Origin of the sequence: Tardiphaga sp. 20_F10_N6_6 (assembly GCF_052076045.1) — a bacterium.
GTDB classification, from domain to species: domain Bacteria; phylum Pseudomonadota; class Alphaproteobacteria; order Rhizobiales; family Xanthobacteraceae; genus Tardiphaga; species Tardiphaga robiniae.
This window is the reverse complement of sequence record NZ_CP197239.1, coordinates 3648555-3670613: the sequence shown is the minus strand read 5'-3', so window position 1 is coordinate 3670613 and position 22059 is coordinate 3648555. Positions and strand designations below refer to the sequence as shown.

At 60.8% G+C, this 22059-nt stretch carries 21 protein-coding genes and 1 tRNA gene; 13 read left to right on the top strand and 9 right to left on the bottom strand.

Annotated elements, in window-relative coordinates; translation table 11 throughout:
* Positions 1 to 91: 91 nt before the first annotated feature.
* Positions 92 to 2218: an acetate--CoA ligase family protein gene (locus AB7813_RS17710; RefSeq protein ID WP_439065199.1), complete on the top strand. Its 2127-nt coding sequence runs from the start codon at positions 92 to 94 to the stop codon at positions 2216 to 2218.
* 77 nt (positions 2219 to 2295) lie between these two features.
* On the opposite strand, the gene AB7813_RS17705 is transcribed toward AB7813_RS17710, so the two are convergent.
* From AB7813_RS17705 to AB7813_RS17695, 3 genes are all read right to left on the bottom strand, one after another.
* On the bottom strand, positions 2296 to 3102 hold the full coding sequence (locus AB7813_RS17705) for an enoyl-CoA hydratase/isomerase family protein (RefSeq protein ID WP_439065198.1): 807 nt from the start codon (positions 3100 to 3102) through the stop codon (positions 2296 to 2298).
* 132 nt (positions 3103 to 3234) lie between these two features.
* Positions 3235 to 4395, bottom strand: coding sequence for an acyl-CoA dehydrogenase family protein (locus tag AB7813_RS17700; protein ID WP_120287384.1), 1161 nt, complete (start codon positions 4393 to 4395; stop codon positions 3235 to 3237).
* A 27-nt stretch (positions 4396 to 4422) separates the two neighbouring features.
* Positions 4423 to 5487, bottom strand: coding sequence for an acyl-CoA dehydrogenase family protein (locus AB7813_RS17695; protein WP_439065197.1), 1065 nt, complete (start codon positions 5485 to 5487; stop codon positions 4423 to 4425).
* A gap of 256 nt (positions 5488 to 5743) precedes the next feature.
* On the opposite strand from AB7813_RS17695, the gene AB7813_RS17690 reads away from it, so the two are divergent.
* The gene (locus AB7813_RS17690) at positions 5744 to 6529 is read left to right on the top strand and encodes an SDR family NAD(P)-dependent oxidoreductase (RefSeq protein WP_439065196.1); all 786 of its coding nucleotides are present in this window, start codon (positions 5744 to 5746) and stop codon (positions 6527 to 6529) included.
* Between the two features lie 73 nt (positions 6530 to 6602).
* Here AB7813_RS17690 and AB7813_RS17685 read toward each other — a convergent pair whose 3' ends face one another.
* Together AB7813_RS17685 and AB7813_RS17680 are read right to left on the bottom strand one after the other, a co-directional pair.
* On the bottom strand, positions 6603 to 6872 hold the full coding sequence (locus AB7813_RS17685) for a GlsB/YeaQ/YmgE family stress response membrane protein (protein WP_309942377.1): 270 nt from the start codon (positions 6870 to 6872) through the stop codon (positions 6603 to 6605).
* 27 nt (positions 6873 to 6899) lie between these two features.
* Entirely contained in the window at positions 6900 to 7529 is a 630-nt protein-coding gene (locus AB7813_RS17680) for a YidB family protein (protein WP_231078917.1), read from the bottom strand.
* Between the two features lie 133 nt (positions 7530 to 7662).
* Between AB7813_RS17680 and AB7813_RS17675 the strand changes: the two genes are divergently transcribed.
* From AB7813_RS17675 to AB7813_RS17665, 3 genes are all read left to right on the top strand, one after another.
* Positions 7663 to 8679 carry a 2-dehydropantoate 2-reductase gene (locus tag AB7813_RS17675; RefSeq protein ID WP_439065195.1) on the top strand — a complete coding sequence of 339 codons (1017 nt, stop codon included), beginning with the start codon at positions 7663 to 7665 and terminating at the stop codon, positions 8677 to 8679.
* A 472-nt stretch (positions 8680 to 9151) separates the two neighbouring features.
* Positions 9152 to 9409 carry a hypothetical protein gene (locus AB7813_RS17670; RefSeq protein ID WP_231078919.1) on the top strand — a complete coding sequence of 86 codons (258 nt, stop codon included), beginning with the start codon at positions 9152 to 9154 and terminating at the stop codon, positions 9407 to 9409.
* A 338-nt stretch (positions 9410 to 9747) separates the two neighbouring features.
* Positions 9748 to 10185, top strand: a complete 438-nt coding sequence (locus AB7813_RS17665) for a CAP domain-containing protein (protein ID WP_309942386.1) — start codon at positions 9748 to 9750, stop codon at positions 10183 to 10185.
* Positions 10186 to 10206: 21 nt separating this feature from the next.
* Here the strand turns inward: AB7813_RS17665 and AB7813_RS17660 are convergent, their stop codons facing one another.
* Positions 10207 to 10932: a hypothetical protein gene (locus AB7813_RS17660; protein WP_309942388.1), complete on the bottom strand. Its 726-nt coding sequence runs from the start codon at positions 10930 to 10932 to the stop codon at positions 10207 to 10209.
* A 329-nt stretch (positions 10933 to 11261) separates the two neighbouring features.
* On the bottom strand, positions 11262 to 11642 hold the full coding sequence (locus tag AB7813_RS17655; protein WP_309942390.1) for a hypothetical protein: 381 nt from the start codon (positions 11640 to 11642) through the stop codon (positions 11262 to 11264).
* Between the two features lie 193 nt (positions 11643 to 11835).
* Between AB7813_RS17655 and AB7813_RS17650 the strand changes: the two genes are divergently transcribed.
* Positions 11836 to 11912 (top strand) — tRNA-Arg (locus AB7813_RS17650).
* A gap of 60 nt (positions 11913 to 11972) precedes the next feature.
* Here the strand turns inward: AB7813_RS17650 and AB7813_RS17645 are convergent.
* Together AB7813_RS17645 and AB7813_RS17640 are read right to left on the bottom strand one after the other, a co-directional pair.
* Positions 11973 to 14702: a bifunctional diguanylate cyclase/phosphodiesterase gene (locus AB7813_RS17645; protein ID WP_439065194.1), complete on the bottom strand. Its 2730-nt coding sequence runs from the start codon at positions 14700 to 14702 to the stop codon at positions 11973 to 11975.
* Between the two features lie 106 nt (positions 14703 to 14808).
* Entirely contained in the window at positions 14809 to 15558 is a 750-nt protein-coding gene (locus tag AB7813_RS17640) for a GntR family transcriptional regulator (RefSeq protein ID WP_439065193.1), read from the bottom strand.
* A gap of 227 nt (positions 15559 to 15785) precedes the next feature.
* Between AB7813_RS17640 and AB7813_RS17635 the strand changes: the two genes are divergently transcribed.
* From AB7813_RS17635 to AB7813_RS17605, 7 genes are read left to right on the top strand one after another with little or no spacing between them, the layout of a single operon-like run.
* The gene (locus tag AB7813_RS17635; protein ID WP_439065192.1) at positions 15786 to 17027 is read left to right on the top strand and encodes an alpha/beta hydrolase family protein; all 1242 of its coding nucleotides are present in this window, start codon (positions 15786 to 15788) and stop codon (positions 17025 to 17027) included.
* Positions 17028 to 17029: 2 nt separating this feature from the next.
* A complete protein-coding gene (locus AB7813_RS17630; protein ID WP_439065191.1) occupies positions 17030 to 17677 on the top strand; it encodes a cysteine hydrolase family protein in 648 nt (215 codons plus the stop codon).
* Positions 17678 to 17714: 37 nt separating this feature from the next.
* Positions 17715 to 18599 (top strand): polysaccharide deacetylase family protein, encoded by an 885-nt coding sequence (locus AB7813_RS17625; RefSeq protein ID WP_320445755.1) that lies wholly within the window; start codon positions 17715 to 17717, stop codon positions 18597 to 18599.
* Positions 18596 to 19303, top strand: coding sequence for a fumarylacetoacetate hydrolase family protein (locus tag AB7813_RS17620; RefSeq protein ID WP_439065190.1), 708 nt, complete (start codon positions 18596 to 18598; stop codon positions 19301 to 19303). Before AB7813_RS17625 ends, AB7813_RS17620 begins: the two co-directional genes overlap by 4 nt.
* A 2-nt stretch (positions 19304 to 19305) precedes the next feature.
* Entirely contained in the window at positions 19306 to 20190 is an 885-nt protein-coding gene (locus AB7813_RS17615; protein WP_439083930.1) for a polysaccharide deacetylase family protein, read from the top strand.
* Between the two features lie 19 nt (positions 20191 to 20209).
* Positions 20210 to 21061: a branched-chain amino acid ABC transporter permease gene (locus tag AB7813_RS17610; protein ID WP_068729440.1), complete on the top strand. Its 852-nt coding sequence runs from the start codon at positions 20210 to 20212 to the stop codon at positions 21059 to 21061.
* A complete protein-coding gene (locus AB7813_RS17605; protein ID WP_439065189.1) occupies positions 21058 to 22020 on the top strand; it encodes a branched-chain amino acid ABC transporter permease in 963 nt (320 codons plus the stop codon). The genes AB7813_RS17610 and AB7813_RS17605 overlap by 4 nt, the downstream gene beginning before the upstream one ends.
* Positions 22021 to 22059 lie beyond the last annotated feature (39 nt).

Sequence of the window (22059 nt, the reverse complement as noted above, 5' to 3'; positions counted from 1 at the left end):
GATCAGTTCCTGTTTGACGCGTTTCCTTCATGCGAACCGGTATCCACTTCGCTCGGAAACGCTACGGCAACAACAATAAACGGGAAACGCCATGACTGTGACACGTCCGCATCCGCTGGACTTTTTCTTCAATCCATCCAGCATCGCCATCATTGGCGCTTCCCGCGATGTTACGAAGATCCCGGGCCTGCTTCTCTCCTTTCTGCGCAAAAACCAGTTCTCCGGCGCGATCTATCCGGTCAATCCGAACTATCCGGATATCGATGGGCTCGCGTGCTATCCGACCATCGAAGCCATTGGGCAGCCGATCGACCTCGCCGTCGTGATCATTCCCGCGCGCGTCGTGCTCGGCGCGCTTGAGGACTGCGCGAAACTCGGCGTCAGGCATGCGATCATCATTTCCTCCGGCTTTGCCGAAGAAGGCGGCGATTCCATCGCCATGCAGGATGCTATTGCGACGCTGGCGAAACGCACCGGAATGCGCATATCCGGGCCGAATGCCGAAGGATATTACAACCAGATTGCCGGTATTGCCGCGACCTTCAGCCCGACCGTTGATGTAAAGTCGGATCAGCTGCAGCTGGTCGCTACCACGAAGCGGATCGGTATCGTCGCGCAATCCGGCGGCATCGGCTTTGCGATCTATAACCGCGCCAAAGCGCTCGGCATTGCTCTCAGCACCGTGATCTCGACCGGCAACGAGTCCGATCTCGGTGCAGGCGAATTCTTCGATTACATGGTGCAGGATCCGGCGACTGATGTGATCCTGCTGTTCATTGAGGGCATTCGTGACGTCGACAAATTTCTCGCCGCGGCCCGCAAGGCGGCGGAGCTCGGCAAACCCGTCATCGTTGTAAAGGTCGGCCGCTCCGGTGCTGGCGAGCGCGCAGCAGCCTCGCATACCGCCAGTATGGCGGGCTGGACGGCGGCCTATGATGCGGTGTTCGCGCGCTATGGCTTCATCGTCTCCAACGATCTCGACGAAGCAGTGGCGATCGCGGCCGTGCTGACCACATCGCCGCTGCCGAAGGGCGACCGCGTCGCTGTCGTCACCGTCTCGGGCGGCGCAGGTATCTGGGGCGCTGATGCCGTGTCGGCGCAGGGGCTGCAGGTGCCCGAATTGTCGGACGGCGTTCAGGCGACGATTCGCGGGCTGATCCCGTCCTACGGATCGCCGTGCAATCCGATCGATATCACGGCCCAGGCAGTGCACAGCGGCGGGCTGCAAAAGACCATTGAATTGCTCGACAGGTCTGACGAGGTCGATGCAATCCTGGTGGTCATCTCGCTGTCGAGCGAGACGCGGATGCCGTTCAAGACGCCGGAGCTGAAGCCCGTCATTGCCGCGCAGAACAAACCGATTGTGTTCTGGTCTTATACGCTGCCGTCGAACTTTGCGCGCATGGGTCTCGCCGAGTCCGGCGTCGTCGTTTTGTCCGGCCTCACCCATGTCAGTGTAGCGTTGCGGCGACTTGTTGATCACGCAAGATTCAAACTTGTAGAGCCGGTTGCTACAGCGGCACCTGCGCAGAATGATCTGGCTGAGCATCTGACCGCGCCGACGCTCTCCGAGTATGACAGCAAGACGCTGCTGCAGATTGCCGGTGTCGCGCTGCCAAGCGAGGTTCTTGTCACCGACAGATCATTGCTGGATGCAGCGATTGCCAAGATCGGCTTCCCGCTGGTGATGAAAATCCAGTCGCGCGACATTCCGCACAAGAGTGAGGTTGGCGGCGTCAGGGTCAACATCGCCACGAAGAATGAAGCCGCAGCTGCCTATGATGCGCTAACCGCCAGCGCCCGGCAGCACCGACCGCAGGCCGCGCTGCAGGGCGTGCTCGTTTCGCCGATGGCTAGCAAGGGTGTCGAGATCATCGTGGGCACACTACTGGACGAGACCTTTGGGCCAATGGTGATGGTCGGTCTTGGTGGAGTGACGGCGGAATTGTTCAAGGACGTGGTCTATCGCCCGGCGCCCGTGAGTGCCGCTGAGGCTGCTTCCATGCTAGGCGCACTCAAGGCCGCGCCGTTGCTGAACGGCTTTCGCGGCGCGCTGAAGGCCGACGTGTCGGCGGCGGCGGAGCTGATTGCGCAGCTCTCGCAGCTCGCAGCTCAGTTCAAGGGCGAGATTGCCGGGATCGAACTCAATCCGGTACTGGTGCATCCGGCGGGCGAGGGCACCACCATCGTCGATGCGTTGGTAGTGCGGAAAGACTAGAGTGCCCATGACATAAAAATGGCCGGACGAACCCGGCCATTTCCAAGTGAGGTTTGAAAAACAACCCCGACGGGGACTTAGCGCCCCTTGAAGTTCGGCACCCGGCGTTCGGCAGTCGCCGCAACGCCTTCCTTGAAATCTTCTGTCTTACGCAGGCGCGTCTGTTCGGCGAGTTCGTGCTCCGTCGCCTTGGCGACGCGGTCGGCGAGGCCGTTGCGCATGGTGGCGCGGGTCGAGAGCAGGCCGAGCGGCGAGCATTCGGCGATCTCCTCGGCGAGCTTGATGGCGGCGTTGCGGACCTCGGCCTGCGGCACCAGCACATTGGCGAGGCCCATCTTCAGGGCTTCCTCTCCGCCCACACGGCGGCTGGTGTAGAACATCAACTCCGCATTGTTCTTGCCGACCACTTCGGTGAGCGCGACCGTCAGGCCGAAGCCGGGATGGAAGCCGAGCTTGGTGAAGTTGGCGGCGAAGCGGGTTTCCGGGCAGGCGACGCGGAAATCGGCCGACACCGCGAGGCCGAGGCCACCGCCAATGGCCGCGCCCTGTACGGCTGCGACGATCGGCTTCTTGGCGCGGAAGATGCGTACGGCTTCCATATAAAGATGCCCGATGGAGCCAAGATTGTCGGCGGGGTCGCCGCTCTTGGCGGCTGCCTCGGTCTCCTTGCGGTTCGGGTCGCTGAAATCGGCGCCGGCGCAGAATGCCTTGCCCTGCGCGCATAGAACCGTGGCGCGGATCTCGGGATTGGCGTCGATCTCGTCGAGCGCATTGGCGATCTGCTGGATCAACATGATGTCGAAGAAATTCAGCGGCGGCTTGCGGATCTCGATAATCGCAATGTGGCCACGGGTCTCGACGGCGATGTCTTTGTAGGTGGTCATTTGTTTCCTCGTCATTCCGGGGCGCGCCCGGCGCTTGCCGGGTGTGAACCCGGAATCTGGATGTGTTCAAATCACTTCTAGGTTCCGGGTTCGCGCGCGCAAAGATGCGCGTGCGCCCCGGAACGACGAGCCTCAGCGCAGACCAAGTCCGCGCGCGATGATGCCGCGCAGGACTTCGGTGGTGCCGCCCTGAATGGTGAGTTTCGGTGCCGTCTTGATGGCGAAGCCGAGCATTTCGTCCAGCGTGGCGTGGTTCGAGGCGTTGTCGTCGACGAAGGCTGCGAGTTCGCGTACGCGATGGGGCAACTGCTGCTCCCAGATTGTGCCGATATCCTTGACGATGGACGCTTCCACCACCGGCTCCTTGCCGGCCTGCAGCATGCCGGCCACCGACACCGACATGCGGCGCATTGTGTGCAGCTGTGCGACGAGGCGGCCGATGCCTTCGGCGCTGCGAGTGTCCGGCTTCGGTCCGACAGCACGGACCAGTTCGGTCAGCACGTAATAGGTTTCAAGGAAACGTTCGGGGCCGGATCGCTCATAGGCGAGCTCGCTGGTGGCCTGCTTCCAGGCGCTGTCGATCTCGCCGAGCATGTGGTCGTCGGGCACGAAGTGATCGGTGAACACGACTTCGTTGAATTCATACTGGCCCGTGATCTGCGCGATCGGGTTCACCGTGATACCCGGCTTCTTCATATTGACCAGAAACTGCGTCAACCCGTGGCGGCGGTTTTCCTTGGTCGGGGCCGATGTGCGGAAGATCGCGATCATGTAGTCGGCCATATGCGCCGAGGTCGTCCAGATCTTGCTGCCATTGATCAGCCAGCCGCCGTCGGTCTTGGTGGCCTTGGTCTTGGCGGCGAACAGGTCGGAGCCGGAATTCGGTTCGCTCATGCCGATGGAGAAACAGACCTCGCCGCGGCAGATGCGCGGCAGGATGTCCATCTTGATATGTTCGGGCGCATATTTCAGCAGCACCGGGCCGCTCTGGCGGTCGGCGACGAAAAAGCGGCGCACCGGCGCGTTGGCCACGCGCATCTCCTCGGTAACGACGTAGCGTTCGAGGAACGAGCGCTCGTGGCCGCCGTATTTCTTGGGCCAGGTCATGCCGAGCCAGCCGCGCTCACCTACGCGTTTGCTGAATTCGGGATTGTCCGAGTCCTCGCGCTGGGGCTTGTGCGGATCGAAAGTGCCGGCGGCGATTTCCTCGGCGAGGAACGCGCGGACTTCCTTGCGCAACTGCTCGCATTCGGGCGGAAGGCGGATCGGATCGAAACGAAGGGCTGCGGTCATGTGAAAGATCTCGTTACTTGTATTCGATCAGCGCGAAGCGACCAGAGGCCACAGCTCGTCGGCACCGCGCGCAGCGACCAGTTTGCCGAGCTCGACCGCCCAGTAGCTCTCGCTGCCGAAATCATCGCGCCATGCCAATGCGCGCAGCGTGTAGCGATGCAGGATGTGCTCCTGCGTGAAGCCGATGGCCCCAAGAACCTGATGCGCGATGGCGGCGCCCTTTTCGGCGGCCTCGGAGCAACGGATCTTTGCAGCGGCGGCCTCGAGGAAGAGCGCGTCGTCAAGCGGTGCCCCGCTGGAGAAGGCGTCAGCCGCGGAACTGGCAGCGGCGAGGGCTGCCGAGGTCTCGCCTGCGAGCTTCGCCAGATTGTGCTGCACCGCCTGGAATTTCGAGATCTTCTTCTCGAACGCCACGCGCTCGCCGGAATAGTTCACGCCGATGCTGAGCATGGTTTCCAGTGCACCGGCAATCTGCTGGCTGCGCACGAGTGCGCCCATCAGCAACAGCGCGTTCTGATCGAAGCCCGATGGTGCAGATTGAAGGGTCACCGGCTTCACAGCGTCGAAATGCACTGTGTCGGATGGGTCATCGGCCAGACCGAGCCCGGCTTCGATGCGGCAGGTGCTGGCGTCCACCAGCGCAATAGAGGCACCGCCGATTCCGGAGGCGACGACGGCGATGTATTTCGCATCCGTCGCGAACGGCACGCCACGTGCGCGGCCGGTGATTGTACCATCCGCGTTGAGCGTGAGGCGATCGCGCGGGCTTGCCGGCGCGACGGTCATCATGCCTTCGGGCGATTTGATCTGGGCTTGCGCGAGCAGCCAGCCCGCCAGCATGGTCTCGGCGAGCGGCACCGCAACGCCGGCGCGACCGGCGACGCTGAGGACGCTGAAACCTTCGGCCATGCTGGTGCCGGAGCCGTCGCACTCTTCAGGCACCCATGAGAGCGGCAGGCCAGCATCTGTCAGTGCCTGCCAGAGCGGCGCTTTCCAGCTGCCGTTCTTGTCGTGATTGATGGTCTGTGCGTCAGCGAGATCGGCGAAAATACGTTCCGCGGTTTCCGCAACGATATTGTCTGCGTCCGTCAAGGCGTTCCCCGTGTGCTAGCGCATCTCATTCGGCAGGGAATGCCGGGCATGGGCGCTGCCACTTTTCTTGCATTCATGATGCGGAAAAGGTGGAAGGAAGACAAGCGGGCTGGCCGCAGAGGGGCCTGCGGTGGCGGCATGATGTGTTGGTGCGACGCAATTTAATTCCGCAAAGCGAACTTGTGTCGCGTTGTATACCAGCGCGACCGCATTATGATAGATCGCATCAGCGTCAGAACAAGCAGAGGAAATGCAGATGGCAAGTGACGGTTTGTGCGTCGTGATTACAGGGTCGGCATCGGGGCTTGGTGCTGCGACCGCCGCCATTCTCGCCAAGGACGGCGCCCGTATTGTCATCAACTATTCGTCGAGTCAGAAGGAAGCCGAAGCCACTGCCGAGCTGTGCCACGATGCGGGTGCAACCGAAGTCATCGTGGTTCAAGGCGACGTATCGAAGGACGAGGATTGCAAGAACATCGTCGCGGCCGCCCAGCACTGGGGGCGGCTCGATGCGCTGATCAACAATGCCGGCATGACCAAGCATGTGCCGCATCACGATCTCGATGGCCTTTCCGCGGAAGATTTCCAGCGCATCTACGCGGTCAACACGATCGGGCCCTATCAGATGGTGCGTGCGGCGCGTGCCTTGCTCGAAGCCGGCGCCAAGGCGTCGGGTCGTGCTTCGGCCGTCGTCAATGTCTCGTCGATGGCCGGTATCACGGGCGGCGGTTCGTCAGTCGCCTATGCCGCCAGCAAGGGCGCGCTGAATTCGATGACGCTGTCGCTCGGCCGTGCATTGGCTCCGCTGATCCGCGTCAATACGGTCTGCCCCGGCTATATCGATACGCCATGGTTCACCAAGGGACGCGGTGCGGACGGCGCTGCCAAAGTTCGCGATGCCGTAATCGCGCGAGTTCCGCTGAAGGTGGCCTCGACCGCGGAGGACGTCGCCGCCCTGATCTGCTTCCTCGCCACGTCGCCATCGAGCAATATGACGGGCGAATTGGTGCGGATGGATGCCGGCATGCATCTGCTGGCCTGATCGGAAACCTGCGTCAAACAGCAAAAAGCCTCGGGTGATGCCCGAGGCTTTTTCATTCTCGATTGCTGGCACGTCAGCGATTGCCCGGATCGGAAATCATCCGGCGGGCGACCAGTCTGTTCCAGATGAACAGCACCACCAGCGCGCCGATCGTGGCGGTGATGAAGCCGGCACCCTGGTTCGGGCCGTAATGGCCGATCTGCTGGCCGATGAACGTCGCCAGGAATGCGCCGGCAATACCCAGGATAGTGGTCAGGATGAAGCCGCTGGGATTGTTCGGTCCTGGCGATAGAAGGCGGGCGACAATGCCAGCGACAAAGCCCACAACGAGAATCCAGATCATAGCAATATCCCCTCTTTCAAGTGCGCGTTAAACCCAGCTGGACTTAACTTCGTCTTCCGTGGGTAGCCGGCCATGCGGTGTGAACTGATTAACGGCATCGGGCAGTTCGTTGCTCAGCTCCGCGAGAAGCTGCTCGCGGGACATGCCGGTGCGCGACGTCAGTTGCGCGATCTGATCCGCGCCAAGTGCGGCGCCGAGATCGTTAGGTGAAATCTGCTTGTTCGGGCCGGAACTGACCCAGGAATCCGCGGCGTCGCCATGGCCGTTCTGCTGGAACTGCTTGAGCAGGTCGCCGAGGCCACCGCTAAGCACGCTGCCGGCAGCTCCACCCGCCAACAGACCGCCGAGCGGGCCCTTCAGAAGGTCGCCGAGGCCGCCACCGCCTGCTGCAGTGCCAGAATTTCCGCCGAGGAGGCCGCCAAGCATACCACCGAGGCCACCATCCTGCACGCTGGCCTGCGTTGTATTCGGCGGCGGGATTTCTTGCGCGTGCCCCTGTGCCGCCGGTTGGCTACCAGTGAAGTGCTTGTAGCCTTTGTAGGCGAGCAGCGCGAGGATCGCCATCGTCATCGGCGACATGCCGCCGCTCTTGTCGTCGGGATCGCTGGGGCCACGCGGCCCGTTGGCCATGCCATTCAGAATGTCGAGCAAACCCATGATCATCTCCTGTTCTGCCAGCCCGGCGAAAGCATAGCTGCGCGGTATGACGCCTACAAGGCGTGTCGGTTCCGCCGATAGGCAGCGCTGCGGCATTTTGCTAGTAACGGATGCTGGATGAACGGGAGATGACGTGATCGAAACGCGGCCCATTTGTATCGCCGGTGCCGGCAGTATCGGCTGTTTCGTGGGCGGCATCCTGGCGGCAGCCGGCCGCGACGTCGCCATACTGGCGCGGCGGCGCATCGTGGACAGCATCGAGGGGCACGGTCTGAGGCTGACGAGCTTCGAGGGACTTGATCAACGTCTCGCCCCCGGCCAGCTGCGGCTGTCGGATGACCCCGCCATCATGAGCGAGGCGAAGATCATTCTGGTCGCGGTCAAGAGCGGCGATACGGCGGAGATGGCGGGGCTGATCGCGGATCATGCAGCGCAAGACGCGATCGTCGTCAGCCTGCAGAACGGCGTCGGCAATGTTGCGGTCCTCCGCGCAGCTCTGCCCGGGCGCCGCATCCTCGGCGGAATGGTGCCATTTAATGTCATCGCAAAGGACGATGGTCATGTTCACCGCGCAACGTCCGGAAACATCGTCGTCGAACGCGATGGGGCCGATACCGCTTCGAAGCTATCCGTGCCGCATCTTGCCGTCCTTGCGAGCGACGATATCGTCGGTGTCCAGTGGGGTAAGCTGCTGGTCAATTTGAACAACGCGCTCAATGCGCTGTCGGATATACCGCTGCGGTCGCAGCTTGCACAGCGCGCGTGGCGCTCGTTATTCGCCGATCAAATGGCGGAAGGCCTGGCCGTTCTGAAAGTCGCCGGTATCAAGCCCATCTCGGCGACGCCGATCCCTGCGCGACTAACGCCGCATTTGCTGCGGCTACCTGACGGCCTGTTCAATATGCTGCTCGGGCGGACGATGAAGATCGACGCAAATGCGCGCTCGTCCATGTGGGAAGATCTGCAGCGCGATCGACGCACCGAGATTGACTATTTGCAGGGTGTCGTCGTTGAGCTGGCGGCGAAATATCAGATCACGGCTCCGCTATCGCTGCGCGTGATGACACTGATCAAGCACGCAGAGACGTCAGGCAGGGGATCGCCCGCACTCACGCCAGATCAGATTCGCAGTGAACGTGAAATTGATTGAGCTGAAGGGAGTGTTGGACCGGCTTCGGCGCTATCATTACGAGAATGTTACTAATCATTTCGGCTACTATCGGTGGACTCAACTATCCGAATGCTCCAATTGCGTCTGCCGGTCAATGCGATGGTACCATTATCCGTTGCATTCGCATCAAGCCGATGATTATCCGTTAAATATCAATTGCGGATACGCGTCGGTGAATTCTCAGTAAATGAGATGTAAAGCGTCTTTTAGCCCGTTATTCGCAGACGAGTAGCAGTTCGCGTCGTGAAGAAGGCTCGCAGGAGTGCGGCTGGTTCAATACTAGACATCATGATGTGACATCAGGGGCTATGTCATTCGCGACATCTTTAGTATAGAAGGCCGCGTGATTTGACGGTGGTTCGCGCTTCGCGCCGGGCTGGGCGTTTGATCCTTTCATATCATCGGCAAAGCGTGTGCCGGTCGAATTATTCAACTAACAATCGGAGCTACAATGGCCAAGAAAGCGAAAAAGAAACTCGTCCGTCGCGAGTACACCAAGGAAGACGTGAAGATCCTGAAGGCGCATTCGAAGGCCCAGACCCCGCTCGAGAAGATTTCCAAGGAGATGAAGCGCACCGGTGGTTCGCTGCGTCAGAAAGCCATCAAGCTTGGCATTCCGCTCGGTCATCGTCGCCGCAAGGCGAAGAAGGTTGCCACGAAGGCTACCAAGGTGACTAAGACTGCAAAGGCCAAGAAGGCCAAGAAGTAAGCTTTCGTACTGAACGAAGCCGGCCTGAAGTTCGTTAGCGCTTCAGGCCGTTTTCTTGGGTGGAGCGATCGATGCGAACCCTGTTTTTGAAGGTCTTGAAGCGGAAATCCTGCGCCGCTATCGCTGTGGTTGCGGCGATACTAAGCATTGGTGCAATCGCACCTGCATTTGTGGTTCCTCCGACGGTCACCCCGTCGCCGGGTTATGATGCCCGGCTTGCCGAGCAACGACGCGCGACTGAAGTGCAGGCGCCTGCGCATGCTCGCAAGCCCGCTGCCGCGATCGTCTGCGCAACGTCGTCGGTATAGTCATTGAATTTGATCCGTGAAGCGATTGTCATGACCTACCGCCCCCTGAGGTTGTTTGTGCTCTGTGGTGCGTTGATCGTAGCAACCATTGTCGAAAGCAGAGCGGCGGATTATGCGAGCCAGATCAGTGCCTTTCGCCGAGCGCACAAGCTCTCCTCTGTCACGCTGGACAGTAAATTGAACGCGGTCGCGCTTGCTCAGGCGCAGGCGATGTCATCCAGTGGCAAGGTCAGCCACGAGGTCGGCGGTGTTTTCTCCGCGCGTGTGGGGAAGCTCCGCAAATCCAAAGCAGCAGAGAATATCGCGGCGGGCTTCCTGACATTTCCCGAAACGTTGAAGCAATGGGAAGAGAGCCCAGGTCATCGCGACAACCTGCTCATGTCCGGCGCACGCAAGGTCGGCGTCGCTTACGTCGCCAATCCCAAGTCGCCCTACCGGATGTTCTGGGCGATGGTGATCACGGATTAATACTCGAGGGGTTGTTATGTCTCAGGTGCGCTTGGTCTTGGCCGGCGCGGGCGTGCCGAATAGCGCGTCCTTGATGTCTTTCAGCCCCGATGACAATTTGGACCATCCGCAGGCAAGCGGCTCGATCGCGCAGTCCGGCTCCTTGGCGCGCACTTTGGGCCGAGGCCTGGGTAGCACGACAGGCTTCGCATCGCTTGGGGTTTCCGCGGTCTGCCGAAAGTCCGTTTCGAGCGCAGCCTGGGTTTGCGCCTCGCGCTGCTTTTCAGCGAAGGCCGCGACGATGACGCTGCGACGCTGATTGTCCAGATAGATCTTGTACTGCTCGTCGATCGCCTTCTGTTCGGCCGTGGTTGGGTTCGGGCCAGCGATATCGAAGCTGCGGTTCTGCATGAAGTCGTGATACGTATAGCCGCCACCGCGCTTGCGCCGTCCCGCGAACTTGCTTTCGCAATCCGACAGCGCCACAGCTTTGGCGTCTTTCGAAGCCGTCGATTTTTCGATGCGCTCGGCGCAATCTTCATAATCCGCAGGCGCGGCAGTCCACCATTGCGCACGGGCAGGCGAAGACATCAACGCGAGACCGGAGAGTGATGCGGTCGTCAGTAGCGCAAATATGAGTGACTTGTATGCGGACAAATGAGCCACGTAGGTTCCGATGTAGATAACAAACCCAATTCTCGCCATTTGTGGGCCATTTTTCAACCTCGGATGTGTTACTTCTCCCCGCTTTTGGAGCAAGTGCAGCATGACTGCATCAGTGCGGTCATGTGGTAGGCAAACCGGCGTTATTTCGCGATACAACGCTGATGTGGAAGTGTTTTCAGGGAGAGATCTGTTGCTGCTCTCATATCACCGAAATTGATGACCTCAGAGTTTTGAGTCATTCTGACAGTAGTTTTCGGATCGCGCTCCTACTCGACGCGCAATCACCTACACGGGACCACACGTAGTTCGTGAAGCGATGGGCTTGCGTCCGATGGAGCGGTGTCGTCGTTTCGTGCGCTTGGAACTCTATCCGATAACAGACACGAAAAAGGGCGGTCCTTGGGGCCGCCCTTTTTCTGATGTCAGTTGTATTACTGGCAGATGTGTCGTCGGCCGTCCTCGCCGCGGAACCAAGTTCCCGGCTGACACACGAAGCCCATGCGCTGTGCGTAGGAATCGCGCGGGACGCCATTGTAGCCATCATAGGAATTGTAGCTGTTCCGGAACGGCGCAGTTGCGATGGCCCCGGCGGCGCCCACAGCCGCCCCCGCGACACCGACCGCGCCGCCAACCACGCCTGCCGCAACGTCACCCGGCCAGAAGCCCGAATCACGATAGCCGCTATCGACTGTACTGGCGCGATACTCCTGCGTGGCCTGCGCCCGGCGATTCATCGGGTCCTTTGCCATCACTGGCGTAGCGATCAAGCCAGAGACCACGGCAGCAGCAGCAAGAAGTTTCATCTTTGTCATGCGGGATTCTCCATCGTTATTATGACAACCAGCCAACGATGGGCGGTCCGAGACGTTCCGATAGATGTCCCGATCTTTTAAGGGCATCTGTCGCCGGTTCCGGCCCCGTCCTATTTGAACTGCCAACGGGTAGCGATGATCGAACGGCTCTGGTATGGAACTGTCCATGCCCGGTGTTCCTGACCGGGATCGCGGTCCCGTAGCTCAGCCGGATAGAGCGACGGTTTCCTAAACCGTAGGTCGCATGTTCGAGTCATGCCGGGATCGCCAGCTTTCTGTCTGTTTAATCCAAAACAGGCCATTTTCGCGACGACTTCGGACCTCCTGGTGTCAGGCGACGGCGATCTCGCGCTTCTGGAGCATGGCGCGAATCTCTCGTGACGGCTTGGCGGCACTGAAAAGAAAACCCTGCATCTGGGTACAACCGAGCATACGCAGTGCGTCGAGTTGATCGGCTGTCTCAACACCCTCCGCCGTGGTGATCATGTTGCGGGCGGCAGCGATGGTTACAACCGCCTGTACGATCGATGATGATCCGCCGGGCGCCACGATGTCCCGGATGAAACTGCGGTCGATCTTGACCTTGTCGAACGGGAATCGCTGCAGATAGCTGAGCGACGAATAGCCGGTCCCGAAATCGTCCAGCGCAATCCCGACACCAATGCCGCGGAGCTGATGGAGGATCGCGAGCGCCATCTCGTCATCGCGGATCAGCACTGTTTCGGTGACCTCAAGTTCGAGTCGGTGAGCTGGCAAGTTGGCTGCCACGAGGGCTCGAGTGACATTCAAGGCCAGGGTTTGCGTCGTGAATTGAATCGGCGATACATTGACAGCGAGCTTGATCGGCGCCGGCCAGGAGGCGGCCTCAGCGCATGCCGTTCGCAATACCCAATTGCCGAGTTCGGTAATCAGGCCGGTTTCTTCGGCGATCGGAATGAACTCTGTCGGTGAAACCATGCCGCGAACGGGATGCCGCCAGCGGAGCAACGCTTCGCAACCAATAATCTCGTTGCTGGCGATATCGACGACGGGTTGATAGTGAACCTCAAGTCCGTCTTCCGCGAGCGCCTTCCGCAGATCCTGCTCCAGCGCGCGCCGCGCCCTTGCGCCTTCATCCATGGCAGGCTCGAAGAAGCGAAAGGTGCGCCGTCCAGCGGCCTTGGCGCTATACATTGCAAGGTCGGCATGTCTCAGCAATTCGTCGAGATCGGAGCCGTCATCGGGGGCTACAGCGATTCCGATGCTGGCATCGGTCGTGATCTGGTGACCAAGGCATTCATAGGGCTGCCGGATGGCGTCATAGAGCGGCACCACCAGATGAGTGACATCGCTGCGGCGGGCAATTCCCGTATGCACGATGGCGAATTCGTCGCCGCCAAGTCGCGCGACAAAGCCCGCATTACCGACACAGCTGCGCAGCCGCGTGGCCACGATTTTCAGCAGTTCGTCGCCGATCGCATGACCGAGCGTATCATTGACGCTCTTGAATTCATCGATATCGATATAGAGAATCGCAAATCGCGCGCCGTCATGGAGCGTTGCGATTTCCGCTTCGAGGCGCTCACGGAACATCACCCGATTGGGGAGATCTGTCAGAGCGTCGTAATGCGCGAGATGGGCAATGCGCTCTTCCGAACGTTTGCGATCGGTGATGTCCTCGAGCGTCGAGGCCCAGCCGCCGTCCCCCGATCTCTGAACGAGGATCTGGATCGAACGACCATCCGGCGTGGTCAGCAGCGTATCGTGGACGGGGCCTTCAGCGACGCTTCGCAAGAACGACGTGCAGTACTCGTCGACATCGCCGATGAAGGTTCCGTTGTCCTTGCGATGCTGGATGAGGTCGCGGAAATAGCAACCTGGCTTCACGATCTTGTCGGATAGTCCGAACATGTCGATGAAGCGCTGATTGCAGACGACCAGCCGGCCATAGGCATCGAACAACAGCAGGCCCTGCGTCATATTGTTGATTGCAGTATCGAGATGTGTCGATTTTTGCGCCAGCATCCGTTCGGCCGAGCGGTGCTGGCGGTTCAGCTGCCGGACGATCAGGAACAGCGTCGCCAGGATCACCAATGCGGCAAGTGTCGCACCGATGATTTGATATTTGGTCTGCTCGCGCCAGTCATGCAGGGCCGCGGGCATGCTGGTGGTCGCGACGATCATCACGGGAGCCGCCGCGAGGCGCCTTGCGGAGCCCAATTCGTCTTCCCCGTCGATGGGGCTGATATAGTGCCCCGTCGAGGTTCCGCCCGTCGACCAGAGGTCCTTGAAGACTGAGCTGTTGCTGAGGTTCTGGCCGATAACGGTCTCGTTCTGCGGATAGCGAGCAAGCACGGTGCCGTTGCGGTGGATCATCAAGATCTTGGCGTCTTTTTCGAGCGCGAGGGATGCGAAGAAGCTCTCGAAGTGAACCGGCTCGACGCCGCGGCTGATGATGCCCATGAATTCGCCGTGGCGTCCGATCAGCTTGCGCGAAAACACGGCGGTCCATGCACCAGTCACCCTGCTGATGACGGGTTCGGCCAATACGACCGCGGGCCCGTTGTCGGCCTGCAGCGTCTGGAAATGCTGACGGTCGGCAATGTCGATGGCAGGCACCGGCCAGGTTTCCGACGAGTTGAGCAGCTTGCCTTCGGAATCGAACAGGTTGATGCCGCCGACATAGGGCAGGCTGCTGAGCTTGGTGCGTAGCATGCGGTGGACGTCGATCCCCGACATCAGATGCTGATAGGCGGCGCTGTTCTGGATGTTGGCCGACTTCATATAGGTGATGACGTCGTTCTGGATGCCCTGCAGGTCTCCGAACTGCTGGTCGAAGTGTCGTGCGACCAGCAGAACCGTGTTGTCCAGTTCGCGCTTCTTGCTCTCGATGGCGCGGTCTCTGAAATGGACGGTGATGTAGGCCGTGCCGATGGCGATGGCGGTAATCAGCAGGCAGCCGCACAGGATGAGGCCTTGGATCGGCCCGCCTTGAAATCGGAAACGGCGCAGCGCGGCGAAGCCAGCAAGGCCGCCAGCGCCATCAGACCGTTCCCCGGACTTTGCGTCGTTTTGCCCCATGCGTAGTTTTGTACCGGGGGGACCGCCAACGCGCCGTTACGAACTTCGGTGAATGATAGGTTAAGACGCTGCGCCATCGCGACGATGTCGATACGCCGCCGGTGGCCTATCCCGCCGCCGAACCATTGACGATATCGGCCTGCTCGCCGCGCTCGATCAGCGATTTGACCAGCGAGGATTTCACGCCGGAGACGTGTTCGCGCATCAGTACCTCCGCGCGCCAGGGCTCGCGGGCCAAAATGGCGTCGTAGATCCGGTGATGATCATCATGACGCCGGCGTACGTCGCGATGCTCGAAGGCGACGATGTTGCGGCTCGATGACATCGGCACGTGGTGGCAGATCCGGATCATCTCCGCCAGCATGCGGTTACGGGCGGCGCCCAGCAGGGTGTCGTGGAAGTCGCCATTGATACCGCGATAGATGGTGAGATCGCCTTCCGCGAACTCACCGCGCGCCAGCAGCTTGTCGCCGGCGACAAGGCTTTCCTCGATGATGGCGCGCTCCTCGGCGCTCAGTCCACGTTCGGCGGCGAAGCGTGCGGCCACGCCTTCCAGCGATGCGCGAATTTCATAAGCATCGACGATGGCCGAGAGCGGGAATTCACGGACGGTGAAGCCGCGATTGGGGGCGTAGTCGAGCAGCCCTTCGCCGGCCAGTGCCTGCAAGGCGGCCCGGACGGGGGTCCGCGAGACCTCCAGCGTCTTGCTGAAGCGGACCTCGTTGATCCGTTCGCCTGCGCTGACCGTGCCATCCAGAATGGCGTCGCGGATCTGATCCGTCACCGATAGCGACCGGTTAGCGGCGCGGCCGGGGCCGCCAGCTTCAGGCGGCGGCAAGGGGGATGAGTCGGGCATCGGTGGTGCTCCGCAGCAAAGTGAATACAATTAAATCCGAGTGTGATCCGTCTTTGCTACTCAGCATACAGGAAAGCGCTATTTTGCTGCATAAATATCGCGCACAAAGGGGAGGCAATTCGCGGAAATGATGAGCATAGGGAAAAGTGTATGTAATTCTGATTGACTCGTGACCCGAACCCGCAATGATGCGGTCACGTTCACAAGAAGCAGGCGGTACGCGTCTCATGGCGGCAGGGAAGTCGATCGGCGAAAACGCCATCGAGGAGATCACGGCGGATCGCACCCCGCACTATGAGCCGTTTGGCTGGCATCACTGGCCGGAGCATCCCTGGCTTGCCTATCAATTCCGCCGCGGTCTCGGTGAGACCCAGGAAGGCGGGGGCAGCGTGTCCGAGGTGATGCTGGCCGGTTCGCGGATGATCCCGGGCGATCTCGAAAGCTGGCATAAAGAGTGGATGGTGATCGCGGATGCCAATTGGCAGCGCGGCTTGGCCCAAGAGAGGCTCGGCCACATCCGCACGGCGATGAACTGTTTCCTGCGGGCTGCCGATTATTACCGCCAAGCCGAATTTCATCTCGAGCCGACCGATCCGCGACGGCTGCCGACCTTCGAGAAGATGGAAGCCTGCTCGCATAAGTTCATTTCCTATCTCAATCCGCCCGGCGAAGTGGTCGAAATCCCTTATGAGCCGGGCAAGCCGATCTGCGGCTACTTCATCCGTGCGCCATTTCCGGGAGACAAGCTGCCGGTGCTGATCTGCATGGGCGGTCTCGACTCCATCAAGGACGAGATGTGGTTCATGCAGGCCCATGGTTGCCTGCAGCGCGGCATCTCGGTGCTGATGGTCGATCTGCCCGGGCAGGGCGGTACCTTGCGCCGCCACGGACTTGCAACCCGCGCCGATACGGAAGTGCCGGTCGGCAAATGTATCGACTGGCTCGAAAAGCGCGCCGATGTCGATAGCTCGCGCATCGCGGTCTGCGGCTCCAGCATGGGCGGTTACTACGCCGCGCGCGCCGGCTGTTACGAGCATCGCCTCGCGGCGGTGATCTCGCACGGGGCTGTCTGGTCGGTGCATGACATGTGGGGCCAGAAGGGCGACGACTTCGGTCTGGCGATGCATATCCGCTGGGTATTTGGCGCCAAGACCATGAAGGAAGCTCATGAGGTGATGAAGCCCTTTACGCTGAAGGGTCATCTCGAGCACATGAAGTGTCCGTATCTCGTGCTGCATGGCGGCCACGACGTGCTCACGGTGACCGCGGCGCGCTCGACCTATGACCACGCCATTGCCAATGGTGTCGATGCGACGTTGCGCGTGCTTGAGCCGGATGAGACTGGCGCTGAACATTGCCAGCACGACAATCCGACGATTGGTCAGGAAGTGCTGGCCGACTGGCTCGCCGACAAATTCAAGATCGATCAGCGCGCGTTGCTGAAGACCTCATTCAACCCGCTGGTGTGATCATGAATCTCGGTGTCAATCAAATCAAGGCTGCCGTCGTTGCGATCGACCTGCATCGCGGTCATCTGGACATGTCGGTGGCGACCATGCCGACCACGCGGGATGTCGCGAAGACGGTGATCGCTGCCAATAAGCGGCTGTTCGACTGGTGCCGTAGTGTCGGCATTCCCGTGATCCACCAGGTCACGTCCTATCGCGACGAGGCCGAGATCCGCGCCAACCCGTTCTGGCGGACCCGCGCCGAGGATCCAAAAGCAACGCGCAAGAATGTGATGAGGCACAATATCATGGGCGGCCCCGGTTGCACCGTGATGCCGGAGCTGCTCGACCCCAGCGACTTCATCGTCAACACCAAGAAGCGCTACGATTGCTTCTTGGGCACCGATCTCGATTTCGTGTTGCGTTCGCACGGCGTCAATACACTGCTCATCACCGGCGTGAACACTAACTCCTGCGTATTGGCGACGACGACGGCTGCCAATGTGCGCGACTACTCGGTAATCGTCGTCGAGGACTGTGTCGACAGCATGGACGGGCCAGAGTTGCATGCCGCCGGCCTTGCCTGCATCCGCACCGCCTTCGGTTTCGTGATGGATACCGATGCCGTGATGCAGCTCGATGGCCTCAAGGGTGCAGGACGCGCCGCATGATCCCATACAATTTCCCACTTTCGAAGGGCATCCAGCCATGACCGGTCCCATGCAGCCGCGCGAGCGTTGCGACTACTCCGCCATCGTCGATCGTCCCAAGCTGAAATTGCCGGGCAACGCCCGCATGATCGTCTGGACCATCGTCAATCTCGAGGTCTGGGATATTGCCAAGCCGATGGCGCGCCAGGTGCTGCCGGCGCCGACCGGCATTCCGCTGCTGCCCGATGTCGCCAATTGGGGTTGGCACGAATACGGGATGCGTGTCGGTGTCTGGCGTTTCTTCGATCTCTACAAGAAGCTCGGCATAAAGCCCACGCTGTCGATCAATGCGCGCGTCTGCGAGGATTATCCACGCGTGGCTCAGCAGGCGAAGGACGCCGGCTGGGAGTTCATGGGCCATGCCTATGAGCAGGGGCCCATCCACAAGGAGGCCGACCAGAAAGCGATGATCAACCGCTCGATGGATGTGATTGAGAACTTCACCGGCAAGCGCCCGGTGGGCTGGCTCGGGCCGGGTCTTACGCAGACGCTGGAGACCCCGGAATTCCTCGCCGAAGCCGGCGTGAAATATATCGGTGACTGGGTCTATGACGATGAACCGACCGTGATCCGTACCGAGAAGGGGCCGCTCACAACGCTGCCTTACACAGTGGAGATGAACGACATCCCGATGATGATGGTGCAACATCACGAGAGCACGCAGCTCCTGAACCGTGCCAAGGATCAGTTTGATCGCCTCTATGCTGAAAGCGCCGAGCGGCCGAAGATCATGTCGATCGCGATCCACCCGTATATTTCGGGTCAGCCGTTCCGCATCAAGTATCTCGAAGCGATCTATGACTATGTGAACCAGTTTGAAGGCGTGGTGCATTGGAATGGTGCCCAGATCCTCGACTGGTACAATACCCAGGTGACCAAGTGAGCGTGACGTCCCAGCAGATGCTGCCCGCAATTCCCCTCACCGGCGTGCCGGTCGTGGGTGGCGGCTTTTTCCCCGTACGCCGCGTCTATTGCGTGGGGCGCAACTATCTCGACCACATCCGCGAGATGAAGGAAGCCGACGAGCGCGATCCGCCGTTCTTCTTCCAGAAGCCGCGCGACAGCGTGGTGCCGGACGGCGCGCGCGTGCCTTATCCGGCGTTCACCGAAGACTTCCAGTTCGAGGTTGAGCTGGTGCTGGCCATCGGACGCGGCGGCCGCGATATCGCGGTGGAGGATGCGCTCGATCACATCTGGGGTTATGCCGTTGGCATCGACCTCACCCGTCGCGACCGCCAGCGCGATGCCCGCGATATGCGACTGCCTTGGGAAATGGGCAAAAGCTTCGACGCGTCCGCGCCTTGTGGCGAAATTGCGCCAGCACGCGATGCCCGGCATTTCAACAATTGCGCGATCACGCTGTCGGTGAACGGCGTCGAGAAGCAGCGCGGCGATATCGGCCAGATGATCTGGAGCGTGCCGGAGATCGTGGCGCAGCTGTCGAAGCAGATGAAGCTCGAGCCGGGCGATCTCATCTATACGGGCACGCCTGCCGGCGTGGGCCCCGTCGTTCCGGGCGACGTTATCGACGCGCGGATCGAAGGCCTGCCGTCGCTCGGCATTACCATCGTTAAGCCGGAGACCTGATCATGTTGCCGACCGAACGCATTTCCTACTCGCCGATTGACGCTCGTCCACCGCTGAAGCTGCCGAATGGCAAGCGCATGGCAGTGTGGATCATCGTCAATGTGGAGGAATGGGACGCCAAGCAGCCGATGCCGCGTACGGTGCTGACACCGCCGGCCGGCGGCTCGCCGTCGCCAGACGTTCCGAACTGGGCCTGGCACGAATACGGCAATCGTGTCGGCTTCTGGCGCATGCTGAAAGTGTTCGACGACTACAAGCTCCCCGCCGCGCTGGCGATCAATGGCTCGGCAATCGCCGCTTACCCGCCCATCGTCGAGGCAGCCAAAGCGCGCAACTGGGAATTCATGGGTCACGGTTTCACCCAGCGCAATATGCAGAAGGTTGAGAACGAACGCGAGGATATCCGCAAGACTGCCGAGGTGATCGAGAAGGCCACTGGCAAGCGGCCGCGCGGTTGGCTCGGGCCGGGTCTGACCGAGACCTGGGAAACGCCGGACCTGCTGAAACAGGAAGGCTATGACTACGTCGCCGACTGGGTACTCGACGATCAGCCCGTATGGCTCAAGACCACGACGACACCGATTGTCAACGTGCCCTATACGCAGGAATGCAATGACGTCGCGATGATGCTGATCCAGCATCACAAAGCGTCGGAATATTACGACCGGGCCATCGACCAGTTCGAGCAGATTTACGAGGATTCCGAGAATTCGGCCCGGGTCATGGCATTGGTTGTGCATCCCTACATCATGGGCGCGCCGCATCGCCTGAAGCACTTCCGCCGGGTCTTCGAGACCATCCAGAAGAAATCCGACGTGGCTTTCATGACCGGCGAACAGATTCTCGATTGGTATCTTTCGGTCGGACCGAAAGCGCCAGAAGCATAGATCAGGCAAGCAGCAGGGCATGAGTCTCTTTCAACTCCTCAACGGCCTGACCTTCGCCGCGTTGCTGTTCGTCGTGGCAAGCGGCTTCACGCTGATCTTCGGCCTGCTGCGCATCGTCAATCTCGCGCATGGCGCGCTGTATCTGTTTGGCGGCTATATCGGCTATAGCGTTGCGGTGAAGACCGGCAGCTTTGTGCTCGGCGGTATCGGCGCCATGGCGGCGATCGCGGCCATCGGCTTCGTGCTTGATCAGGGATTGCTCCGCTTCGTACGCGGCAATGAGCTGCGGCAGGTGCTGCTGACGCTCGGCGTTGCCTTTTTCCTCAACGATCTCGCGCTGGTGATCTGGGGCGGCGACAGTTTCACGGTGCCGATTCCGGAGATGTTGCGCGGCGGCACGCGGGTGTTCGGCACCTTCTATCCGATCTACCGGTTGTTTGTGCTGGGGATGGGCATCTTCGTCTTCATCGGCCTGTGGGTGCTGCTCAATCATACAAGGCTCGGCGCGCTGATCCGCGCCGGCGTGGACGATGCCGAGATGGTCGAAGCGTCCGGCGTGAATATCCGCCGTGTCTTCCTCTTCACCTTCCTGTTCGGTTCGGCGCTGGCCGGCCTTGGCGGCCTGATGGGAGGTGCGTTCCTGTCGCTCTATCCCTCAGCGGACGCGGAAATCCTCACCTTTAGTCTCGCCGTCGTCATCATTGGCGGGCGTGGCAGCCTCGTCGGCGTCGGTGTCGGTAGCCTGCTGGTCGGGCTTCTGAATACGCTCGGCCAGGTGATGTTCCCCGAACTCGCTTATTTCGTGATCTTCGGCCCGATGGCGGTGTTGCTCGCATTCCGCCCGCTCGGCCTGTTCGGACGTGCCACATGATGCAGCCCGTATCCAAAACATCAGTTCTCGCCGGCATGACTAGCCGTGCGCTCGTCATCGCCGGGCTGGTGGTGATCGTCGCGGCCTGTCTGCCGATGGTGCTGTCGAGCTATCAGGTCGGCCTCGCCACCGAAGTGTTGATCTTCGGAGTCCTTGCCATGTCGATCGACATTCTCGCCGGTTTTGCCGGCCGGACTTCCCTCGGGCATGGTGCCATCTTCGGTGTCTCGACCTATGTCGTCGTCTACGCGACCGGCCAGGCCGGTCTGTCGCCCTGGGCGGGCTTCGCGCTTGGTGTGCTGGCGGCCACCGCGGTGGCCTCGGTATTTGCGCTGCTCGCAGTCCGCACCTCCGGCGTCTACTTCCTGCTGCTGACGCTGGCGCTCGGCATGATCGTGTGGGGCGTCTGCTTGCGCTGGACGCAGGTCACCGGGGGCGAGAACGGCATGCGCGCCGATGTGCGGCCGGCAGCCCTGATGAGCCACAGCGCGTTCTATTGGGCGGTGCTGGCCGGCGCCGTCATTGTATCTTTTGCCATGTGGCGGTTCGTGCGATCTCCGTTCGGCCTGACGCTGCGCGGCATCCGAGACAGTGAAAGCCGCATGCGCAGCCTCGGCTACAATGTGCCACTGCATCTGTTCATCGGTTTCACGGTGTCCGGCATCTTCGCCGGTATCGCCGGGGGCCTCTACGCGATGTTCAACAATTTCGTCAGCCCTTCGACCGTCGCGCTCGCGCAATCGGTGGAAGGCGTGTTGATGATGATCGCCGGCGGTGTCGGCACGTTGTTCGGCGCCTTTGTCGGGGCAGCGGCGATCATCGTGCTGGAGAACATCGTCAGCTCCTACACCGAACGCTGGCTGATGGTTCTCGGCATCACATTCGTTCTCATCATGATCTTCGCCCCCGAGGGCATCATAGGCAAGCTGCGCGCGATCACCTCGCGCAAGGTGCGATAAGTCGGTTTCACGTTTCAATCGGGTTGCTCACGAAAGGAC